Origin of the sequence: Bacillus yunxiaonensis, assembly GCF_037104695.1 — a bacterium.
GTDB lineage: Bacteria > Bacillota > Bacilli > Bacillales > Bacillaceae_G > Bacillus_A > Bacillus_A yunxiaonensis.
The window spans coordinates 747,160-767,605 of record NZ_JBAWSV010000001.1 but is presented as its reverse complement, the minus strand read 5'-3'; the positions used below and the strand labels follow the sequence as shown (position 1 = coordinate 767,605).

20 protein-coding genes and 1 pseudogene are annotated in these 20,446 nt (G+C 34.5%); 16 read left to right on the top strand and 5 right to left on the bottom strand.

Going from position 1 to position 20,446, the window contains the following annotated elements; translation table 11 throughout:
• Window positions 1-411 precede the first annotated feature (411 nt).
• The 3 genes from WAX78_RS03835 to WAX78_RS03825 are packed head-to-tail and all read right to left on the bottom strand — an operon-like array spanning window position 412 to window position 2,510.
• On the bottom strand, window positions 412-861 hold the full coding sequence (locus tag WAX78_RS03835) for an NUDIX hydrolase (protein ID WP_336480954.1): 450 nt from the start codon (window positions 859-861) through the stop codon (window positions 412-414).
• 25 nt (window positions 862-886) lie between these two features.
• Complete coding sequence (locus tag WAX78_RS03830) at window positions 887-1,654, bottom strand: GNAT family N-acetyltransferase (protein WP_336480953.1); 768 nt, start codon at window positions 1,652-1,654, stop codon at window positions 887-889.
• A gap of 16 nt (window positions 1,655-1,670) precedes the next feature.
• The gene (locus WAX78_RS03825; protein ID WP_336480952.1) at window positions 1,671-2,510 is read right to left on the bottom strand and encodes a DUF2785 domain-containing protein; all 840 of its coding nucleotides are present in this window, start codon (window positions 2,508-2,510) and stop codon (window positions 1,671-1,673) included.
• A gap of 370 nt (window positions 2,511-2,880) precedes the next feature.
• Here WAX78_RS03825 and WAX78_RS03820 point away from each other — a divergent pair, with 370 nt between their 5' ends.
• The 10 genes and pseudogenes from WAX78_RS03820 (at window position 2,881) to WAX78_RS03775 (ending at window position 11,190) form a co-directional block, all read left to right on the top strand.
• Window positions 2,881-3,633 carry a GNAT family N-acetyltransferase gene (locus tag WAX78_RS03820; protein WP_336480951.1) on the top strand — a complete coding sequence of 251 codons (753 nt, stop codon included), beginning with the start codon at window positions 2,881-2,883 and terminating at the stop codon, window positions 3,631-3,633.
• A gap of 130 nt (window positions 3,634-3,763) precedes the next feature.
• The gene (locus WAX78_RS03815; RefSeq protein ID WP_336480950.1) at window positions 3,764-4,603 is read left to right on the top strand and encodes a hypothetical protein; all 840 of its coding nucleotides are present in this window, start codon (window positions 3,764-3,766) and stop codon (window positions 4,601-4,603) included.
• Window positions 4,600-4,758, top strand: a pseudogene (locus WAX78_RS03810) (tyrosine-protein phosphatase); the annotation flags it as partial. The gene WAX78_RS03815 and the pseudogene WAX78_RS03810, both read left to right, overlap by 4 nt.
• Before the next feature lie 173 nt (window positions 4,759-4,931).
• Window positions 4,932-5,801: an ABC transporter permease subunit gene (locus WAX78_RS03805; protein ID WP_336480949.1), complete on the top strand. Its 870-nt coding sequence runs from the start codon at window positions 4,932-4,934 to the stop codon at window positions 5,799-5,801.
• Window positions 5,802-6,743, top strand: coding sequence for an ABC transporter permease subunit (locus WAX78_RS03800; protein ID WP_336480948.1), 942 nt, complete (start codon window positions 5,802-5,804; stop codon window positions 6,741-6,743).
• 116 nt (window positions 6,744-6,859) lie between these two features.
• Window positions 6,860-7,054: a hypothetical protein gene (locus WAX78_RS03795; RefSeq protein ID WP_336480947.1), complete on the top strand. Its 195-nt coding sequence runs from the start codon at window positions 6,860-6,862 to the stop codon at window positions 7,052-7,054.
• A 247-nt stretch (window positions 7,055-7,301) separates the two neighbouring features.
• Window positions 7,302-8,027 (top strand): ABC transporter ATP-binding protein, encoded by a 726-nt coding sequence (locus WAX78_RS03790; RefSeq protein WP_336480946.1) that lies wholly within the window; start codon window positions 7,302-7,304, stop codon window positions 8,025-8,027.
• Entirely contained in the window at window positions 8,020-9,675 is a 1,656-nt protein-coding gene (locus WAX78_RS03785) for a putative ABC transporter permease subunit (protein ID WP_336480945.1), read from the top strand. The genes WAX78_RS03790 and WAX78_RS03785 overlap by 8 nt, the downstream gene beginning before the upstream one ends.
• A 56-nt stretch (window positions 9,676-9,731) precedes the next feature.
• Window positions 9,732-10,490, top strand: coding sequence for an SDR family oxidoreductase (locus WAX78_RS03780; protein WP_336480944.1), 759 nt, complete (start codon window positions 9,732-9,734; stop codon window positions 10,488-10,490).
• A 94-nt stretch (window positions 10,491-10,584) separates the two neighbouring features.
• Window positions 10,585-11,190: a hypothetical protein gene (locus WAX78_RS03775; protein ID WP_336480943.1), complete on the top strand. Its 606-nt coding sequence runs from the start codon at window positions 10,585-10,587 to the stop codon at window positions 11,188-11,190.
• Between the two features lie 226 nt (window positions 11,191-11,416).
• On the opposite strand, the gene WAX78_RS03770 is transcribed toward WAX78_RS03775, so the two are convergent.
• Together WAX78_RS03770 and ybaK are read right to left on the bottom strand one after the other, a co-directional pair.
• Window positions 11,417-12,715 carry a histidine--tRNA ligase gene (locus WAX78_RS03770; protein ID WP_336480942.1) on the bottom strand — a complete coding sequence of 433 codons (1,299 nt, stop codon included), beginning with the start codon at window positions 12,713-12,715 and terminating at the stop codon, window positions 11,417-11,419.
• A 347-nt stretch (window positions 12,716-13,062) separates the two neighbouring features.
• Entirely contained in the window at window positions 13,063-13,536 is a 474-nt protein-coding gene (ybaK, locus tag WAX78_RS03765; protein WP_336480941.1) for a Cys-tRNA(Pro) deacylase, read from the bottom strand.
• A gap of 120 nt (window positions 13,537-13,656) precedes the next feature.
• Between ybaK and rraA the strand changes: the two genes are divergently transcribed.
• The 6 genes from rraA to WAX78_RS03735 all read left to right on the top strand — a co-directional run bounded on the left by rraA (window position 13,657) and on the right by WAX78_RS03735 (window position 20,281).
• On the top strand, window positions 13,657-14,142 hold the full coding sequence (gene rraA / locus WAX78_RS03760) for a ribonuclease E activity regulator RraA (RefSeq protein ID WP_336480940.1): 486 nt from the start codon (window positions 13,657-13,659) through the stop codon (window positions 14,140-14,142).
• A gap of 464 nt (window positions 14,143-14,606) precedes the next feature.
• A complete protein-coding gene (locus WAX78_RS03755) occupies window positions 14,607-16,259 on the top strand; it encodes a DUF4430 domain-containing protein (protein ID WP_336480939.1) in 1,653 nt (550 codons plus the stop codon).
• 55 nt (window positions 16,260-16,314) lie between these two features.
• Complete coding sequence (locus WAX78_RS03750) at window positions 16,315-17,103, top strand: DUF4430 domain-containing protein (RefSeq protein ID WP_336480938.1); 789 nt, start codon at window positions 16,315-16,317, stop codon at window positions 17,101-17,103.
• Window positions 17,104-17,109: 6 nt separating this feature from the next.
• Window positions 17,110-17,988 carry an energy-coupling factor transporter transmembrane component T gene (locus WAX78_RS03745; protein WP_336480937.1) on the top strand — a complete coding sequence of 293 codons (879 nt, stop codon included), beginning with the start codon at window positions 17,110-17,112 and terminating at the stop codon, window positions 17,986-17,988.
• Entirely contained in the window at window positions 17,967-19,619 is a 1,653-nt protein-coding gene (locus WAX78_RS03740; protein WP_336480936.1) for an ABC transporter ATP-binding protein, read from the top strand. Before WAX78_RS03745 ends, WAX78_RS03740 begins: the two co-directional genes overlap by 22 nt.
• Window positions 19,595-20,281: an ECF transporter S component gene (locus WAX78_RS03735; RefSeq protein WP_336480935.1), complete on the top strand. Its 687-nt coding sequence runs from the start codon at window positions 19,595-19,597 to the stop codon at window positions 20,279-20,281. The genes WAX78_RS03740 and WAX78_RS03735 overlap by 25 nt, the downstream gene beginning before the upstream one ends.
• Window positions 20,282-20,446: the final 165 nt, after the last annotated feature.

Sequence of the window (20,446 nt, the reverse complement as noted above, 5' to 3'; positions counted from 1 at the left end):
AAAATAATTATATAATCCCCTATTACTTTCGTACTCAGGAAGGGGAATTCCTTTTGCATACTCTATACATGTGAAGTTTACATAACATATCAATATACGTAGTAAACAAAGAGGCTAATCCCATTTTTACAAGGATTAAGCCTTTTTCTCTTTTGAGAGCTTTATACAAAAATATATACATACCTTTTTTATAAAGAATGCTTTCTCTGAATTGTCCATACTTTCCGTATAAAAATCGTATATCCTTTATTTGGTCTAATACTTTATTTTAATACAACCCATTCACCATTCATGACATATAAGGGCGAATCTACATCTTTCTTTTATGAGCTAAGGTGAAGAAAGGAAGAAGAAAACGATGGTATCAATAAAGTTTAGTCTAAAACATTTTTAAAACTGAACATCTTTCATTTATATACTTATTAAAAAAGTGTCTAAAATTAATTTATGTAATGATCCTAAATTTGTAGGAAGATTATGAATAGGGAAGAATCGCAAATCTTTTGATTCATTGTGATCGATACGTAATGTTCCTTCAAAATCACGACAAATATATGTAGCGAGAACTCCATATACTTGATCTCCATTTGGGTAAACATTGAAGAATTCTTTCCCAGAAAAATTTTGAAATAGTTCTAAATGCTTAACAAGTAAACCTGTTTCTTCATAAACTTCTCGTTTAGCGGCTTCTTCTAGCGTTTCGCCGCATTCAAGTGCACCACCAATTATGCCCCAACAATTGAAATCACTGCGAAGCTGAAGGAGTACTTCATTGTTTTCGTTTAGTATAATTACATGTGAACCTATTAAAATGAGTGGACGATTTCCAACTAAGCTGCGCATTTCTTCAATATATCCCATATATACACCTTTTCCTTTGTTTATATTACATACGTGCAAATTGTAAGTATGTTTCGTATGTAGTAAATCCTAACTTTTCTAAAATTGGAGCAGAATGACCTGATCTTGCCTGACATGTTGCTAAAATAATGCCTTTTTCCTTTGCATCTTGTAACCGTTTATAAACTAAATGCTTATAAATCCCTCGCTTGCGATAAGTAGATAATACACCGGAACCATTTAAATAAACTACAGATCCATCATGACTGTATCTATAGTTTGCATAGCCGATAGCGACATTCCCGTCACAGCAAATGATATAACCACTACTTTCGCCACTAGCTTCAATATACGATTTTCGCTGCTGAAAAAGATTGTCTCTTGCGGAGGGAGGATAGTCCCAAATCGCAATACTTACATCAACAAGCTTTGCAATGTCTTCATCATGTTTCACATCGATGAAGTTGTAAAATTGTTGTAATTCCGGAATTGGAAAGTTCGGTAGTTGTAAAGCGAACCCAACATATTCATCAATACACGAAAAATTATGATTTATTATTGCTCTAATTAGTTGTTTTTGCTGCGAAGGTACCCACCAAGAGAATGGTATATTTTGAAAAAAGTGCAATGCTGTTTCTAGTGGCTGCTGCGATGCAAAACGAACAACTTTATTAGCTTGAATACTAGGAATACTTTTATTTTTAATCATAATAAGATCCGTTGTATGAATAAATTCAACTTCATTTGGAATTAACTTACCAGGATAATCCCAATGGTGTGCTTCAATTGCATGTTGTATTGCTTGGATATCCATTGTTTTCCTCCGTATTTTAATAAAATGTTGGTAGTTCTTTTAACATCACCTCTGCTTGTGCTGTTATATAAGTAAATTGAAGATTATTTACTGTTCTAAAATATAAACTACGCAAGAAAGTTTTCACATTTGAACATAAGTTGCAATATTCATTGATTGGGAGTCTCGATTTATATAGTGGCAGCAAGTTTAGTTTGACGCGAATTGTATCGAATAGCTGCTTTGGCGAGAAACCGAGAGATATCATAGAAAGAAGAGGGGTAATAATACGCTCATCCTCATCAAAATGATATACAATGGAATAAACGAATATTTTATTTAAAAGACAATGTGTTAGTTCGTCATAATATTGTGACGATAATTTTTGATTATGAATAAGGGCATCGAAAGCATCTGATGCATGAGCGATGCTATGTGCCCACCCGTAAGGTTGTATGTACCCTCGTAAATCGATTTCCTGATTCATATAGTCTACTAATTTTTCTTTTACGGTAATAATAGTTTCTTCTGTTAAAAAGTTTGTTCTATTATCTGCACATAATATTAATGCAATTAATAATGTTGTAAATGAACGTGTAAACACACTATTTGTGTTATCAGAAGTGATGCCATAAAACAAATAGTTTTCTTCTAAAGTTAGTATCAGTAATTTTTCTAACTGAGCTTCATGAAAATAATCACGTGAAATAAGGTGAGAAAATGTAGAGTAAATTAGTTGATCACGTAAGTTGCCGTCTAATGTTCCGATATGCTCTAGCATATGTAAGCTTAATTGATTTAAATCTATATTTTGAGGTAGTAAATATCCGTTTTTCTGAATGGTTTCTAGTAATTGCTGCAACATAATGGTATTCAATGGTGTGCTCCCCCTCGTTATAGCTTTATCGATAAGACACTCTAGTGTCTATCCCGCATTAACGGACAGTAAGCCCCCAACTCAAGATTAAAAAGAGACGAGGAAGATAGATGGGAGATACCTGCTGGTATGTGCCTGACTGAGTGGGTTTTCCATTAGTCGGGGATGAAAAAAACTACTGATAGAAGTTTCACTTTATAAAAGCCTAATTGTTCAGGTTAATCATTGATGAAGGGTGAAGAAATTTTTTATTAGTAGAATTTTTACGTTATAAACATTAAATGTCTAATATTCTACATATTCATAAAAACTCCTGCTCATGCAATAGAAAATATGTTATTTTAAATATTTTACAGAAAGAGGTTAAAGAATGAATCAATTGGTTAATATGGAACGAGATTTTAAAGTATTAGTAGGAGAACCGCATTATATTACAATTGAAGAAAATAATACAGTTTCTTATACAAAGGAACAAGTTACAGAGATTGTACAATATTGGATTGAAAAAGCAATGGGGAAAGGGGTTTTACATTTACATTTCGTTATTTCATCAAAAAGTCCAAATTATACACATTATGAAGAGGTGTTTCAGAGTTTACAATTTCAGCATCAAAAAAGTTGTGTTATGGTACTGAAAGATTTATCTGATGTTACAGATGTGGAAGTTCCGTTTACGCTGAAAACAATAGATGAAGCAGGAGAAGACATATTTAAAACAATTTGGCTGGAATCTATGCAATATTCTTTAAATACGAAAGAAACATTATCTATAGATCAATTATTATATGCTTTTCAAACAGAAATTGGCGGCAGATGGAATGAACATTGTTTAGCCGCTTTTCAAGAAGACGACCCAGTAGGAGTTATTCTTCCACATATAGAGCCAGGTACGATAGAAGAAGGAAGATTGTTTTACCTTGGTATTGTTCCGAATATGCGCGGTAAACGATATGGTACAATGCTGCATGAAAAAGCACTGTACATTTTAAAAGAAATAGGTGCTTCTTATTACATTGGTAGCACAGATGAGATGAACGATACTATGAAACGAGTGTTTTCAAACAACAACTGTATACAGTTAGGGAAGATAGAGAAATATACAAGGGTGATTGGACAAGGATAAGTAGAGCTCCCCTTCGAAGTATTAAAGAAATAAGGTGAAACTTCCGTGAGTGGAGAGGCTTCATCTCCCGCTCATGGAAAGTCCATCAAATCGAATCGGGCCTTTACGGGTTAAATCAAGGGGGAATTGTATGTTAAAAAAAACATTTAAAAGAATAATTCCGTTATATCCTGAATTGTTATTTCCAGATTGGCATATAGAACACATATCACAACGACAGGAGAGTGGAAAGAGGGAAACGCTTTGGTTTCAGGTGATAACATCTTCAGGAATGTTTCGTGTGAAACAGTTTTTTCTGGATATTATGGAACCGACTTTTCCTGATAGTTGTTTGTATCAAGGGCAGGGGGAGTGTTTTCGATATAAGAAACTAACGTACTGGCGTGGTATAAATTATAAAGGGAACGATAGTTACGTCACTTCTAAGTGGAAAATGCAAATTGAAATTTCTATTGATGATGGAGTTATAGAACAACATCAGATGGAGGAATTTTTATATAGATTACAACCATTTGAATCAGAGACAGCGAAACAACAAATAAAATTACCCTTTCACCGTTTGAGTTTTCAAGCTCATAAAGAAGATGGCATGGGAGAAATTAATCGTTGTTCTATATGGTGTTCTCCAGAAGAAAAAGACTTTGTATCATTACCGCTTTTAGTACCATGTTCATGGGAGCTAGAGTCTGTTGGTTTTGGTAATCATGAAACACAGTATATATACTGGGATGCAAAAGAGCAGCTATATGCGCTATGGGCATGTCGGCATACAAATTATAGCTATCGTCTTGTATCCTCATGGATCAGAAACTATAGTTCCCCGCAAAAGATTGGAAACTGTGAATATTATTCGCATCCCCAAAGAGGTACAGTTGTATATCAAGATTTTGGGGATGAACAAATTGCGTATGTATTTCGAGGGGCGCCGTGCACGTCCTTTACAAATATACAAGAAATCTTTTCTTTTTAAGTGCGATGTTTGAGCTTAGAGTGGAATATTTACAAGCAGCAGTTGATGAAATTAACAATGTGTATGGTTCTGTGGAGCAATATACTGAAAAAGGGATTGGTTTTACGAAAGAACAGTTAGAAGCTTTACGTGATTTATTGTTAGAAGAAAGATAAGATATAAGGGAGAGGGTCTAAAAAGCGATGAAATCGATTTTTAGACCCTCTCTTTTTTATTCTACTAGTTTTCATGTAGTACAATTACAACTTTATATATATAAAAATATATATTACGCGTATTGGTTATTTATGGTAAAATTATTGTGAAAATTAAGAAATTAGGAGGGGTTATGGTAGCTACTTGGGGAAGAAGAGTTGGGTTATTATGTATACAGCTTTTACTTACTTGTATCGGTATGATTTTAATTAGTGCATTGCCAAGTTTATTTGTTGGTATGAAGATTCATATTCCATCATACATAGAAGAGATTCGTTTTCTTTGTAACAAATTGCTTCACTTTAGTGATCTTACATATGAAACAAAGAATATCTCGCGTCCATTGTTTCCGCAAATTTTACTTCAGTATAAACAGACAGTTGTTATTTTATTATTAGCACTTTGTATAGCATCTTTCGTTTCATTTCTTCTTACAGTGATCATCTTACGTTTACCTCATTCTATTTCTCGTAAAATAGTAGCTTTGTTTATATTTTTAGAGTCGTTACCAGATATACTGATCATTATTTCTTTCCAATTCATAGTAGTTTGGACTTTTCAGCAAACAAATATAATGATTTTTCAAATTGCTTCCATTGGAGAAACGAAAAGCATTTTCTTACCTGTAGTTTGTCTTTCCATACCTGTCACTTTTTTGTTTGTGAAAATCTTATTACAACTTATTAGGGAAGAGATAGAGAAAGAATACGTGAAGTATGCGAAGGCAAAAGGATTTGGGGAGATGTATATTTTATTTCATCATATTTTACGTAACATTTTTCTTCATCTTATGGCGTATGGGAAAACGATTGTATGGTTCATGTTATCGAATTTAATCTTAATAGAATATGTATTTAATGTGAATGGCTTATTATCATTTCTATTACAATATCCTACATCTGAAGTTTTTTTTGTTGGGTTCTTTTTATTGTACATTCCATTCCTTATATTATTTACCTTCTATAAATGGTTTGTGCCAACAGTTATGACGGAGGGAAAATAAATGTGGATGAATGTATGGAAAGATAAGGGGTTTATAATTGGTTTTAGTTTCTTATTCCTCTTGCTAAGCGCAAGTGTTGCAAATACGATTTGGAATGGTGGAGAAGTAAGGTATATTACAGCTCTATATAATAATGAACGAGAATTAATTGGTGCAGCTCCTTTCGCGCCTTCTTGGACGATACCTCTTGGTACTGATAAAAGTGGCAGGGATGTGTTGCATATGGTGATTCAAGGAGCAAAATTTACGATTAGTATTGCATGTATCGTTTCTATATTACGAATGATGATTTCTATGATTTTTGGAATAGTTTTCGGACTGTGGTTTAAAAAAGGAATACAGTTATTAGAAAGTTTATTTGATGGCTTACATGTCGTTCCACTCACAATTATTGCGTATTTTTTACTTGTGAATGTACTAAAGATGCCAATTGACGGATTCCCAAATCCTTTTTGGAAGCGGGCCATGTTTGAAATTATAATTTTAACAGTTTTAGCACTGCCACCGTTAACCATTTTTATTGCAAAAGACATTCAAAACATGTGGAATAAAGAATTCATGGAAGCAGCAAAAATTTTAGGTGGAAGTAAGTTTCATATGTTGTGTACTCACATCTTGCCACATATTTTTCCGAGATTGATTTTGCAATGCGTACAACAAGTTATTCAAGTGCTTCTTATGTTAATCCATCTAGGTTTATTGCAGCTTTTTTTTGGTGGAACTTGGATTGATTATAGTCCAATGCAAGAACCTGCCAAAACACTGTCTTATGAATGGGCTGGGATAATTGGACAGCAATATAAATTATTCTTTGTTACACCGTGGGTTGTTGGTGGACCTATTCTCTTTCTAACATTTACGATTTTTGCATTGCAGCTTATCGCGGGAGCAATTGAACGCGTACAAACAAAATCGATTGTTATGAAAAAAGATGCTAAATGAATTAAGAGAATAGCATTTGTAGTTATTTTATCAATAGTCTAAAAATCCAAAAATATATTTGCATTGTTAACACTATAAATAGTATAAAATCCGTAACTAAGGGAGGGGATAGGGACATGCTAAAATGGATATTAGTAATGTTAATAATAGTAGGATTAACGGTTATTGGAACGATAATGGTTGGGAAAAGTGAGCAAGAAGATTATGGGGCTTCGACAAAAGGGAATATAACGAGACTTTCTATCATTTATCTTTTTCTAGGGGTCATTTTGGTAGTTGGATTAGCTTTGTATATATATTTTTATGGATAAAAAAATAAGGTGTAGTAGAAAAAGAAAGAGAGTGCAACATATTAGCACTCTCTTTCTTTTGTTTTGTTAGTGATTTTTTAGAAATAATTCACTTCGATTTTTATCATTTTTAATAAAGTATGTAAGTTAAAAATGATAAATCCTAAGATGTTAATAATTAATGAATCTGAAAAGTTATAAAAATAAAAAAGTATTATGTTATAATTAAGTCGTAGGTTTTGGTAAACAAAGGAAGGAATGGATATTAATGATTGAAATTATTAATGTATCAAAGAGTTATAATGGTAGTAAATTCGCAGTAAAAGATTTGAATTTAACAGTACCAAGCGGAGAGATATTTGGTTTTTTAGGACCAAATGGTGCGGGGAAATCAACGACAATTAAGATGATAACGGGTATTCATTCTCTTGATAGTGGGATGATTTCTGTAAATGGAAAAGACATTACGAAAGAGCCGCTCGAAGCGAAAAAGTTATTTGGATATGTTCCTGACAGTCCTGATATGTTTTTACGCTTAAAAGGGATTGAATATTTAAATTTTATGGCGGATATGTACGATGTTCCGAAAGACGTGCGTCAGGAAAAGATTCAAACACTAGCAGAACGTTTTAGTTTGTACGAAGCATTGTCTGATCAAATTCAAAGTTATTCGCACGGGATGCGCCAAAAAATTATTATTATTGGAGTTCTATTACATGATCCAGATGTCTGGATATTAGATGAGCCAATGACAGGATTAGATCCAAAGTCGGCATTTATATTAAAGCAAATGATGCGTGAACATGCTGATAAAGGAAAAACGGTGTTCTTTTCAACGCACGTGCTAGAAGTAGCTGAAAAATTATGTGATCAAGTTGCGATTATTAATAAAGGAACACTTCAATTTCAAGGGAATTTAGCAGAAATACGAGAGCATTTTGAATCTAATGAATCTCTTGAAAAAATGTTCTTGGAGATGACGGAAAATGAATAAGATTTGGATGTTAACAAAAATATTATTAAAAATGAATTATGCTGACATGTTAACTGATAAGAAGAAGCGTGCTGTATATTTGTTGTCATTTTTTGGTCTTATGTGTGCTGGATTTCTGTTTATCGGTCCGCTTGCAAATGGAATGTACTTGGGATTAAAACAGGTTGGTCAAGAAAACCTACTTATTGGTATGGGGTTAGCTATCGCTAGTATATGGGTATTCGTAGTTAGTATTACGACGATTTTAACAGTATTTTATTATAGCGATGATGTTGAAATGTTATTACCATTACCACTTCAGCCAGCCCATATTATTACTGCGAAATTTATTACAGTTTTAATTACACAATATGTGATGGCTTCGTTTGTTTTATTTCCAGTCTTCATTGTGTATGGATTGCAAAGTGGTGCTTTTATTACATATTATGTTTACGTTTTAATTGTTTACATATTTTTCCCGATTATTCCGTTAGTTCTTGCTTCACTTCTCATGACAGTCATTATGCGTTATACAAATATCGCAAAAAACAAAGATCGAAGCAACATGTTGATGGGTTTATTTACGTTGTTGATGGTTGTGGGCATCAATATATTTATGCAATGGAAAAATAGAAGTGCTGCGTCTGGACAAACAGCGGCAGACTATTTTACAAATAATCAATCTTCATTTCTAGTAGAAATGACAAACTATTTTCCGACAACTTATTTTGGGGCAATGTCGTTAATAGATAGTACTTCGTGGAAAGGGATTTTATATTTACTTCTTTTTGCTGCAATTTCATTTGCATTTTATGTATTGTTTTTCTATGTTGCAGAGCGCACATATTTAAAAGGAGTTGTTGGACTATCAAATAGTACTGCGAAAAAAGAAGTGATTTCTTCTGAGAATTTTAATAAAGCTACTGTACAAAATTCACATTGGAAAGCATATGTGAAAAAAGAGTTTCGTATCTTGATTCGCACGCCACAATTCTTTATTAACTGTATTGTGCAAACATTTGTTATGCCAATTATGTTTTTCTTTATTGTTTTTGTGCAAGATGGCAACTTAGCTTGGTTAAATAAATTTGCAAAAGATAGTGAAACAGCAAGTCTTGCGCTTGGTCTTGCTTTTTGCGCAGGCATGTTTTTAATGGGATCAAACGTTATTGCGACAACATCTTTTTCAAGAGAAGGTCGCACTTGGTTTATCAATCGCTATTTACCAGTCAAGGCAGAAGGTATTTTCTTTGCGAAAGTATTTACAGCGTGGCTCATTAATACCACTATTTTAGCTATCTTTGGTCTTGTGCTTATCATTGTAGGCGGTGTGTCACCAGTATTTATCTTACTTTGGTTCTTGCTTTGTGCAAATGGGTTATGGTTAAACAATTTAATTGGCACACGCTGGGATGCGCAAACAGCTGATATTCATTGGGATACCGAACAAAAAATGTTTAAAGGTCGTTATACTACGCTTTGGAATTTTCTTGTTAATATATTATTAGTTGGTCTTACTGTAGGTGGAGTATGTGCGTTATTCTTCTTATTAGGAGTTGGAATGTGGGGTATGTTTTTAAGTATCCTAGTTGTTTTTACTATTGTAAATGTTATTGTGTCTCGTAGTTTACAACTTGGTGCTGAACGCATTCTAGCAAATATTAAATAAATCGTAGATCCTCTGTTACTATACAGAGGATTTATTATATGAGAGGAGAAGTCGCTATGAGAAAAATTGCAATTGTCACAGGTGCAACGCGGTTACGTGGTATTGGAGCAGCTGTGTGCAAAGAATTGGCTCAGAAAGGGATAGATATCTTTTTTACTTATTGGTCTCGCTATGATAAAGCGATGCCTTGGGGAATGAAGAGCGATGAACCGTTTTTATTAAAAGAAGAAATTGAAAGTTTTGGTGTGCGTTGTGATATGACTGAGATTAATTTGGCGCAGTCTTATGCGCCGAACCGTTTGTTATATATGGTATCAGAACGTTTGGGAGAGCCGACAATTTTAGTAAATAATGCTACGTATTCTGTAAATACAAATTATGAGTCAATCGATGTGGAAAAGTTAGATTCACATTATACAGTGAATGTAAGAGCACCAATTTTATTAAGTTCACTATTTATAAAACATTTTACAAAAGAAAAAGGCGGGCGAATTATTAACCTTACGTCTGGACAATCCTTAGGACCGATGCCAGATGAGCTTGCATATGCTGTAACAAAGGGGGCTATTGAAACATTTACAGCTTCAGTTGCACCTGCTGCTGCGAAAAAGGGGATTACAGTAAATGCGGTTAATCCAGGACCAACGAATACAGGGTGGATGAATGAAGAAATGAAACAATATCTTGCAACAAGATTTCCGACAGGAAGAGTTGGAGAGCCAAAGGACGCAGCGCAGTTGATTGCTTTTTTAGCAAGTGAAGAAGCAGCGTGGGTGACGGGGCAGGTTATTCATTCGACGGGAGGATTTTATTGAGAAAATTGTATTTTTAATAAATAACAAAAAGGAGTTTTTGGAAGTATATAGAAAACTATTTGGGAGGTGAATTTGTAATATTAGGAGGCTTATTATGAATTTTAAAAAAATATCGATTGCTTCATTGGCAATTGGAACGATGCTCTCTATTACAGCTTGCGGTACCTCAGAAAAAGATCAAGCAAACCAAAGTAAAAAGGAACAAACAAACGCTCAAGAAGAAGCGAAAACAACAAGCGCAGAACAAAAAAATACGAGTAAAAATGAAGAGAAGGACTCAAAAACAACAAGTGCAGAACAAGCTACAAATGAGAAAACTGAAACGAAATCAACGAATACAGAACAAACGAAAAATGAGAAAAACGGAACAAAAGAAACAAAATCAACAAATGCAAAGCAAAATGCTAGTATGAAAAGTGGAGTAAAAGAAGTTGTACAGTTAATAGAAGAAGTGGACAAGCAATTGAAAGCAAATCCTAAGCAAGAAACTGTAAATAATTTAGGAAAGCAGCTGACTGATAAATGGGATGTAGTTGAGAAAGAAGTTGAAACAAAGCATGCATCCGATTATAAATCAATCGAGCTAAATTTATACCCACTAATTGTTGAAATGGGCAAACAAAAACAAGATTTAAAGAAAATAAAAACGTTAACTACGAAAACAAAGCAAGATTTAAATCAACTTTTGAATAAGCTTTAATTGGCAATGAAGGCGAAAATAAATCTTCTCTTATATATAATCCGTGTTATAAAAGGAGAAACGTAGCAGATTTGTACGTTTCTTCTTTTATTTTTAGTTAAGATTCGTTGTAAAATACATAATACAATTTTTTAATAAAGCATATGGGTGAAGTAGATGCGGGATTGGTTTAACTAACAAGAAGTGGGAAGATTCTCACCCACTTCTTGTTCTCTAGAACTACTCGTTAACGATATAAAAATTGCTTTAAAGTTCCATTTTCAATACAAGCTAGCGGGATAGTTTGTTCAGTTCCTTCCTTCATATTTCGTAAAACAGCGACATTTGCATTTATTTCGTCTTCACCAATAATAAGTACATATGGAATATTTTCTTTGTTTGCATAGTTAAGAGCTCGTTTTAGTTTACGATCTGTGAGTTCAAGCTCTATTTTTAAATTCTCATTTGTTCGCAGTGTGTGTGCAATTTTTAAACATTCTGCTTGTGTTCCAAGTGGAATGATAAAGACATTGACAGAAGGAGATACAAGTTCTTTTTGTAAGAGAGCAGTATATATGACATCTAAACCAAATGAAATTCCAACTGTTGGATAAGATTTATTATCGCCTCGAAATGCACCGATAATATTATCATAACGACCACCACTGCCAATGCTAGAGGTAATACTGCCATCAGTTAAAAAGATTTCATAAATCGTTCCTGTATACATTGTGAGACCTCTTGCAAGAAAAGGAGAAAATACTGTATTAGATTCAATTCCAAGTGCAATTAAGTATTGTTTAAGTTCTTGGAGTTCAGTAACTCCTTCCTTTACTAGTGGATTAGAGAATATCTTATCAAACTCAGAGAGCTGCATAGACATACATGTTTCCAACGTTTTACATAATGTATCAATAGTTTCGCTTTGTATTCCTCGATTTATTAAATCATTTCTTACACCTTCAATACCGATTTTCTCAAGTTTATCTACAGATAAAATAACACCTTGCATTTGTGATTCAGGTATCTGTATGGCTTGTAATATTCCTGTTAATAGCTTGCGATTGTTATATTGAATGGTTACATCTAGGCTTAATTTTTTAAATATGTCGAGAGCCATTACCATTAATTCCGCTTCTGCTATAACGGATTCAACTCCAACAATATCTACATCGCACTGTATAAACTCTCGAAATCTTCCTTGTTTAATTGGGCCATTACGAAATACTTTCCCAATTTCATAACGTTTAAACGGAAGACGAATTTCTGGATTTATAGCTACAACTTTTGCGAAAGGAATTGTTAAATCGTAACGCAGTGCAAGTTCACGATCTCCTTGGTCACGTAGGGTATACATTTCTTTTAAAATTTCAGCACCTCCTCCATATTTATAAGCCATTAAATCGTACATATTCAAAATCGGAGTTTCTAATGGTTTACAGCCATAAGCTTCAAATGTTTCTTCACAAGTTCGTTTAATTGTATTACGCAGCACTTGTTCTTCTGGTAAATAGTCTTTTGTTCCTTTTACATTTTGTAGATTCATGTTTATTCCTCCTTTTGGAAATAAAAAAAGCTATGCAGGTATAAAAATACCCACATAGCTTTATAGTCGCTTCGTGGGTAACAGGAATAGCCCTGTATCCACGAAGAAAAAATTCTTCGGATACAAGGCGTTATGTATGATGATGAAGTTGGAAAGAAGTATTACGATTTAACATAAGCAATCTCTCCTTAAATTTTTAAATATCATACCAAATTTAGTTTGAATTATCAAATAATTTTTTTTGTTTCGCTGCTGCCAGGCAGTAAGCTGCTCGCATATGGAAGTGTCACTTTATTAAAAAAATGTAGTGAGAGTAAAAAATCTGCCTCATGTATGAGACAGATTTTTTATGAAGTAATAGATGCAAGTATGCCATTGCTTATTTTAATAAAGTCTGCACCATCAATAAAGATTTGTAAGCCTCTTTTCCCGGCGCTAATGCTAATTGGATTTGAATTTGCAGCAGATTCGTCAATAAAGAGTGGATAATTTTTTTTCACGCCAAGAGGTGAAACACCGCCGCGTATGTATCCTGTTAATCCTAGTATTTCCTTCATTGGAACCATTTCTACTTTTTTATTTTTACTTGCAGACGCTAATGCTTTTAAATTGAGTTCTTTATGTGAAGGTATACAAGCCATTATTACCCCAGTTTTATCTCCGCGAAGGACGAGGGTTTTGAAGACTTGTTCTAATTGTAAATCTACTTGTTTAGCAACATGTTTTGCATCTAAGTTTTCCTCATCCCACTCATATTCATGTATTGTATATGGAGTTTTATGCTTATCTAATAAACGACAAGCGTTTGTTTTACTACTCATTTTACACACTTCCTTTTCATTTCTTCTTTTTAGTATACAAAATTTCGCAAAATAAGACAGGGAAAATGAGAAAGGACAAGAATATGTAACATATATTTTGAAAAGAAAAGAGGGAAAAAGATGTGGAGAACAACAGATCTTTATGATGCATATGAAACTGAAGTGCAAGTATGTAAGCCTCTGTTTCAATCATACGGAAAGAAAAAGCAGTTTCACGGAAAAATTGCAACAGTGAAAGTAAAAGATGATAATGTGCTTGTAAAGCAAGCGCTAGAAACGTTGCCTAAGGGTACAGTGTTAGTTGTAGACGGAGAAGGCTCAACAAGTTGTGCGCTGCTTGGTGATAATTTAGCAAACATTGCAAGGGAAAGAGAATTAGCAGGCATTATTGTATATGGCTGTGTTCGTGATTGTATAGAACTTAGTAAAATTGAACTCGGTATTCTAGCGATTGCAACAATGCCAAAACGTAGTGTGAAAGAAGGGAAAGGAGAGATAAATATTCCTGTGTCCTTTGGGGGAGTTTCTTGGGTTCCGGGAGATTATGTCTATGTTGATGAAGATGGTGTGATTGTATGTAAAAAAGCGATTCATCATGAGTCATGATGTGAAGAAAAGGAAATTTGAATGTAAATAATGATAGAAATATTTTCAGATACAAATGTACATCAATATAAGGCTTTAAAAAGAGAGTTACAAGAATATTAGTATTCTTAAAAAGTAAATATGAGAAATGATAGACAAAAAAATATAAAAATAGTAAAATAGTACAGAATTTTGTAATATTGCGAATTATATAGAGCCATAGTATTTCACTATGTAAAAAGAGGGATTTTGGCGGGATTTCTATGTTATTTCGCTACTGTAAATGAGAAGACTTTTTACATTTTTCATCGGAGGATGCAAAAAGTTATTGTTGCATAGGCTGGGGACCTAACCTATGCAAATGCAACAACCTACTGAGATAGAGGTGCTGTGCATCCAGTGAACCCTTGTTTGAGGAGAGTTTATGCGCACCCTTTGTGGGTATTTTTTTATGTGATTTTTAGGAAAGGGGAGGAATAAATAGTATGGAAAACATGAAAAAATGGTTATTCATGTCATTCATGACGATTGCATTAGTTTTCTTGTCATTTGGAAATACTGTACATATTGCTTTTGCTGAAGGTAAAACAGCAACGTTAGCGATTGTTGGGGATTCACAAAAAGGAATTATGCTATGTCCAAAAGAAGTTGCAATTCAAGATGGAGAAACGGCCTATAGCTTACTGCAAAAAGAGATGGGGAGTAAAGTAACGGCCGAAAACACGAAGTATGGTGTATACGTTAAAGGAATCGATGGATTAATGGCTGGTGAAACGAGCGGCTGGTCTTATGAAGTGAATAACAAATCACCGATGGTTGGGGCAGATAGCTATAAACTAGAAGCTGGAGATGTTGTAGCTTATCGTTTTGTTTTAGACTGGAACAATATGAGTCAGCAAACTTTGCAGCAAGTGTTAGATGAGCTTGGTACATGTAAGAAACAGCCTGATACAAACAAACCAGGTACAGACAAACCTGATACACCAAAACCACAGGAACCTACAAAAGGTGATCTAACGAAGCAAGTTGATGAAGCAATTGTAAAAACTGCACAAAAGATGATGAAAGATGGTATAGATAGTGACTGGGTAGTGATTAGTCTAGCTCAGTCAGGTCAAGAGGTTTCTAAAGAGATAAAATCAAACTATTTACAATCATTAGCAGAGCGTATTAAAGAGAAAGAAAACAGCTTTTCTTCCACTGAGTTAGCACGTACAATTTTAGCAGTTTCAGCGGTAGAAGGTGATCCAACAAATATTGCTGGTAATAACTTAATTTCAAAATTATATAACTTTGAGAAAATAGATTCTATTACAGGGTATACTTTTAGTCTACTTGCATTAGATACAAAAAAATATGACGTGCCAGCTGACGCGAAATGGAACCGCGATACATTAGTAAATGCAATTTTAAAATCACAGCATACAGATGGCGGATGGGCGTATATGGGGAAATTAGAGGAACCAAGTGATGCTGATGTAACTGGCATGGTTTTCTCAGCATTAGCACCATATCAAGATCAAGCGGAAGTAAAGCAAGCATTAGAAAAAGCGAAGCAATATTTAGCGAGTACACAGACAGATAAAGGTGGATTTACATCCGGTGGTGTAGAAAATGCTAACAGTGTAGCAGAAGTTGTTCTTGGACTTGCAGCAGCTGACATAGATCCAACAAGTACTACATATACAAAAAATAATCATAATGCGGTTCAAAATTTACTATCTTATCAACTAGAGAAAGGTGGATTTAAATGGTTGCCAACTGATACTGAGGAAGATAGTATGGCAACTGAGCAAGCGATGTTAGCTCTTGTTCAGTATAAGAACTATTTAAATGGTAAAGGTTCTATTTTCGATTGGACAAAAGCTTCAACACCAACTAATGAAGGGAATAACTCAACGGAAGAGCCAAAACAACCAACTAGTAATAATCAATCTGTAACAGAGGAACAGCAAAAACAAGCGGATAAACAGCCTGTTGTGGCCGCAGAAGATCAAGTTGTACAAAAGGAAGCGAAAGTAGAAAAACATAGTTTACCAGAAACAGGTATGTCTGGATTAAATACTGCTATGCCAGCTGCATTTGGTGTACTGTGCATTGGCGCTGCATATGTAATCTGGAGAAGAAAAGCAGCTTGACGAAATTAGGAGCAAATATTTGCTCCTAATTTTATTACGAAAGGTGTGAGAAATGATGAAAATGCTGAAATGGCTTGTGTTGTTTGTTTTCTCACTTAGTTTTATCACTGGGTGTAGTCAAAATGAGGTAAAGACAGATAAAAAGACAGCTGTAAAACAAACAGAGCAAAAAGATGAAAAGAAACAGGAACAGCAATCTTCAGAAGAACAGAAACAAGAAGAAAAACCAAAAGAAGAACAGAAGCAAGAAGAAAAAACTGCGGATTCAAGATCTATCGAACAGAATCAAGCGCAAAAACAAAACGCAGAACAATCACAAAATCAAGAGCAAAAGGCACAATCACAAGAAAAATCCAAAGTTGTAAATGAACCGAAAGAAACGCCGAAGCAGGAAAATGCACAACAAACAACTGAAAACCAACAGTCTGCACAGGTCCATTCTGAAGGGACTCCTTCATCAGTAAAACCTGCTCCAGAACCAAAATCGGAACCGAAACCGGAACCAAAACCAGAGGTAAAGACGGTTACGATATCCGTACGTGATGATCAAAGCACGGTCTTAGGAGGAACTGAAGTAGAGCTTCAAGATGGAGATACAGTTTTTAAAGTATTGGCTCGTACAATGAAGCAAAAAGGGATTCAAATGGAAGCTAGTGGATCTGGAAGTAGTGTATATGTTCGCGGGATAAATAACTTATATGAAAAAGATAAAGGTGACCTAAGTGGTTGGATGTATCGTGTAAATGGAGCTAATGCCAATATAAGTGCGGGCAAGTATAAGGTGAAACAAGGAGATAAAATTGAATGGTTTTATGCGTTAGATTATAGGAAGGAAAATCGGTAACAAGTAATGAGATTAGCATTTTCTTCTATGCATCCACTTGTCAATTTTCTGTATTATGTAGGGGTGATTATACTATGTATGGTATGTCTTCACCCTGTTTTTTTAATTGGTGCAATTTGTATGATTCTTATATTAAATATCATACAAGGTAATGGAGAAAAAATGAAAAAAATGTTACCAAGTTTACTTTTTTTCGCTCTTATAATTACAATTATAAATCCGTTATTAACACACCGAGACAGTACAATTTTATTTTATATAGGTTATAATCCGATTACGTTAGAAGCAGTGATTTATGGATGCACAATGGCGTTATCATTGTTGGTGATTTTATTTACGTTTGCTTCTTATAATGAAATGATATCAAGTCATAAGTTTTTATATTTATTTTCCCGTATTTCTCCGAAAGTAGCATTGCTTACAATGATTACCGTTCGTTTCGTCCCTTTATTTATGAGACGTCTCACTCATATTACACTTGTGCAAAAGTCAAAAGGAGTTCAAGTGGATGCGGGCTCTCTGAAAGAAAGGGCACAGAATGGTATGAAGCTGTTGCAAGTATTGTTAGTTTGTTCGTTAGAAGAGGCCCTTCAAACCGCTGATTCTATGCAAGCGCGGGGATTTGGAGTGACAAAACGAAGTACATATATTCGATACCGTATGGAACATAGGGATTGGTTTTTCCTTGCTTTTTTAGTGATTTTATTTGTATGTTGCCTTTTTGGAATAAGTATGGGATATGGTGTTTTAATGATTTATCCAAAAGTAGAATCACTCCTTTTGCAACAAAATGACCTATTTTTCTTTATTCTATTTCTTATGTATATAAGTCTACCAATTCTAGTAGAAGGAAGGGAGTGGTTATGGTGGCGCATGCAGAAATAAAAGATTTGTCGTTTACATATACAGACGAGGGGTCTGCGGCTTTATGTAATGTGTCTTTATCTGTTTCTCACGGAGAATTTGTTGTGTTGGCAGGACGTTCTGGTTGCGGCAAGACGACGTTATTAAAACATTTCAAAAAAGAGCTTCTCCCGATTGGAATGAGAGAAGGCGGCATGTATTATGATGGGGAATGTTTGCATTCAATACCAGGTTTATTATCGGCTCAAGAAATCGGCATGGTATTTCAAAACCCGGAGAATCAGCTTGTGATGGACACAGTGATTCAAGAACTTGCATTTTCTCTTGAGAACGTCGGCTATGAAACAACTGTAATTCAAAAAAGAATTGCTGAATTAATTAGTTTTTTAGGGTTTCAAGATATGTTGCATCAATCTGTACATACGTTATCTGGTGGACAAAAGCAGCTTGTTAATCTAGCTGCTGTACTTGTTTTGCAGCCTAAATTATTGCTATTAGATGAACCGACAGCACAGCTAGATCCAATTGCAGCAAAAGATTTTTTAGGACTATTGAAACGAATTCATGAAGAACTAGGAATTACAATTATTTTGAGTGAGCATCGTTTAGATGAAGTGGTTCCTCTCGCCGACCGAATTGTTTTTATGGATGAAGGTACCATTGTCTATGATGGAAAACCAAATAAAGTGATTCCAGAAATGTGGAAAGTAAAAGCATTTCGCCCATATATTCCGCAAATTCCACGTTTGTTTTTAGAATGGAAGGCTGAAAATGTTCCGTTTACAGTTCGTGATGCACAAAAACAAATTCGTTCGATTTTAAATGAATTTCAGTATGATACCCCTCCGCAACATGCAGAAAAGAGGGATGTACTGTTACAAGCAAAACATGTTTCATTTCAATATGAAAAACATGGACCGTTCATTTTGCAGGATTTGATGCTGACGGTTAAACAGGGACAATGGACAGCGCTTGTTGGAAAAAATGGTACCGGAAAATCAACGTTATTAACGCTTTTAGCAGGGCTGCAAAAATGTCGCAGAGGAAAAGTGATTTGGGAAGGTAAGTTAATTCATAAAACAGAAGTAACAGAGCGCTTTAAAAAAATTGGTTATGTATCGCAGCACCCTTACTATCATTTTACACATGATACTGTTTGGGACGAGCTTTTTAGCCGTGCGCAACAATTATATAAAAAAGAAGCGAATGAAAAAGTAGAAGAAATGCTTCGGAAGTTTTCAATCTTGCATATTCTTAATCGCCATCCGCATGATTGTAGCGGCGGAGAACAGCAATTAATCGCTCTTTGTACAGTGTTATTGTCAAAGCCAAATCTATTATTATTAGATGAACCGACAAAGGGATTAGATCCAGGCAAGAAAGAACAGCTTGGCGAGTTGTTTCAGCAATTACAAAAAGAAGGAACGACGATTGTTATGGCGACGCATGATATTGAGTTTGCAGCAAAATATGTGGATAACTGTATCATGTTATTTGATGGGAAAATTATTATGGAAGACACACCGGCCCGCTTTTTTAGTGAGAACTTTTTTTATACAACATCTGTTAATCGTTTTATTCGTAAACAACTGCCGTATGCTTTAACATGGGAGGATGTGTTTGAGGCGTGTCCAAAAGATATGCTGGTATAGTTGTAGTCGTTTTTTTAGTGTTGATTATTACACTTTTATTTACGTCTTTTGTGACGGATCAATATTATATATGGTGCAGTCTTTTCTTTTTAATTGTGATTATGTTGCCATTTTACGTGCGTTTTGAGAAAAAAGCTTTTGTTTCGCGTGAAATTGTACTTGTAGCTGTCCTAGCGGCAATTGCTGCGATTAGTCGTGTACCATTTTCTTTCATTCCAAGTGTACAACCAACTTCGTTTGTTATTATTGTATCAGCGATTGTTTTTGGTAGTGAGACGGGTTTTCTTATCGGTGCAACAGCTGCGTTAGTTTCTAATATATTCCTAGGGCAAGGGCCTTGGACTCCGTGGCAAATGTTTTGCTGGGGTATGATGGGTTTTTCAGCAGGACTGCTGCGTCATACGTGGATGATGAAAACATTATGGGGAAGAGTTCTCTTTGGATTTATTGCAGGATTTGCTTTTAACTGGGTTATGAATTTATGGTTTCTTATTGGTTTTTTGAAAGAACTAACATGGGATACTTTTATAAAGGCGTATATTACAAGTTTTTATTTTGATCTTGCACATGCACTTTCCAATGTATTTTTTCTTTGGGTGTTTAGCACATCTTGGATTAAAATATTGGCACGTTTTAAGAAGAAGTACGGTATATTAGAATGAGGAAATGCAACGCACGTTTTCCCAAGTAAATAGGGAATAAGTTTTTCTTATAAGACATAAATATATACAGTAGGATCGCGACTTACATATTCGTTCGCTTTTTGAGACACTTCTTACATGATGTAAGGGGTGTCTTTTTTATGTATAAGTAAGTGCATTTTTAAT

Coding starts and splice junctions, on each gene's coding strand:
- WAX78_RS03835 (WP_336480954.1), bottom strand. CDS start 861: ATGGGATATATTGAAGAAATGCGCAGCTTAGTTGGAAATCGTCCACTC.
- WAX78_RS03785 (WP_336480945.1), top strand. CDS start 8,020: ATGAATAAGATTTGGATGTTAACAAAAATATTATTAAAAATGAATTAT.
- WAX78_RS03805 (WP_336480949.1), top strand. CDS start 4,932: ATGGTAGCTACTTGGGGAAGAAGAGTTGGGTTATTATGTATACAGCTT.
- WAX78_RS03740 (WP_336480936.1), top strand. CDS start 17,967: ATGGTGGCGCATGCAGAAATAAAAGATTTGTCGTTTACATATACAGAC.
- WAX78_RS03775 (WP_336480943.1), top strand. CDS start 10,585: ATGAATTTTAAAAAAATATCGATTGCTTCATTGGCAATTGGAACGATG.
- WAX78_RS03790 (WP_336480946.1), top strand. CDS start 7,302: ATGATTGAAATTATTAATGTATCAAAGAGTTATAATGGTAGTAAATTC.
- WAX78_RS03815 (WP_336480950.1), top strand. CDS start 3,764: ATGTTAAAAAAAACATTTAAAAGAATAATTCCGTTATATCCTGAATTG.
- WAX78_RS03830 (WP_336480953.1), bottom strand. CDS start 1,654: ATGGATATCCAAGCAATACAACATGCAATTGAAGCACACCATTGGGAT.
- WAX78_RS03745 (WP_336480937.1), top strand. CDS start 17,110: ATGAGATTAGCATTTTCTTCTATGCATCCACTTGTCAATTTTCTGTAT.
- WAX78_RS03795 (WP_336480947.1), top strand. CDS start 6,860: ATGCTAAAATGGATATTAGTAATGTTAATAATAGTAGGATTAACGGTT.
- WAX78_RS03750 (WP_336480938.1), top strand. CDS start 16,315: ATGAAAATGCTGAAATGGCTTGTGTTGTTTGTTTTCTCACTTAGTTTT.
- WAX78_RS03800 (WP_336480948.1), top strand. CDS start 5,802: ATGTGGATGAATGTATGGAAAGATAAGGGGTTTATAATTGGTTTTAGT.
- WAX78_RS03780 (WP_336480944.1), top strand. CDS start 9,732: ATGAGAAAAATTGCAATTGTCACAGGTGCAACGCGGTTACGTGGTATT.
- WAX78_RS03820 (WP_336480951.1), top strand. CDS start 2,881: ATGAATCAATTGGTTAATATGGAACGAGATTTTAAAGTATTAGTAGGA.
- WAX78_RS03755 (WP_336480939.1), top strand. CDS start 14,607: ATGGAAAACATGAAAAAATGGTTATTCATGTCATTCATGACGATTGCA.
- rraA (WP_336480940.1), top strand. CDS start 13,657: ATGTGGAGAACAACAGATCTTTATGATGCATATGAAACTGAAGTGCAA.
- ybaK (WP_336480941.1), bottom strand. CDS start 13,536: ATGAGTAGTAAAACAAACGCTTGTCGTTTATTAGATAAGCATAAAACT.
- WAX78_RS03770 (WP_336480942.1), bottom strand. CDS start 12,715: ATGAATCTACAAAATGTAAAAGGAACAAAAGACTATTTACCAGAAGAA.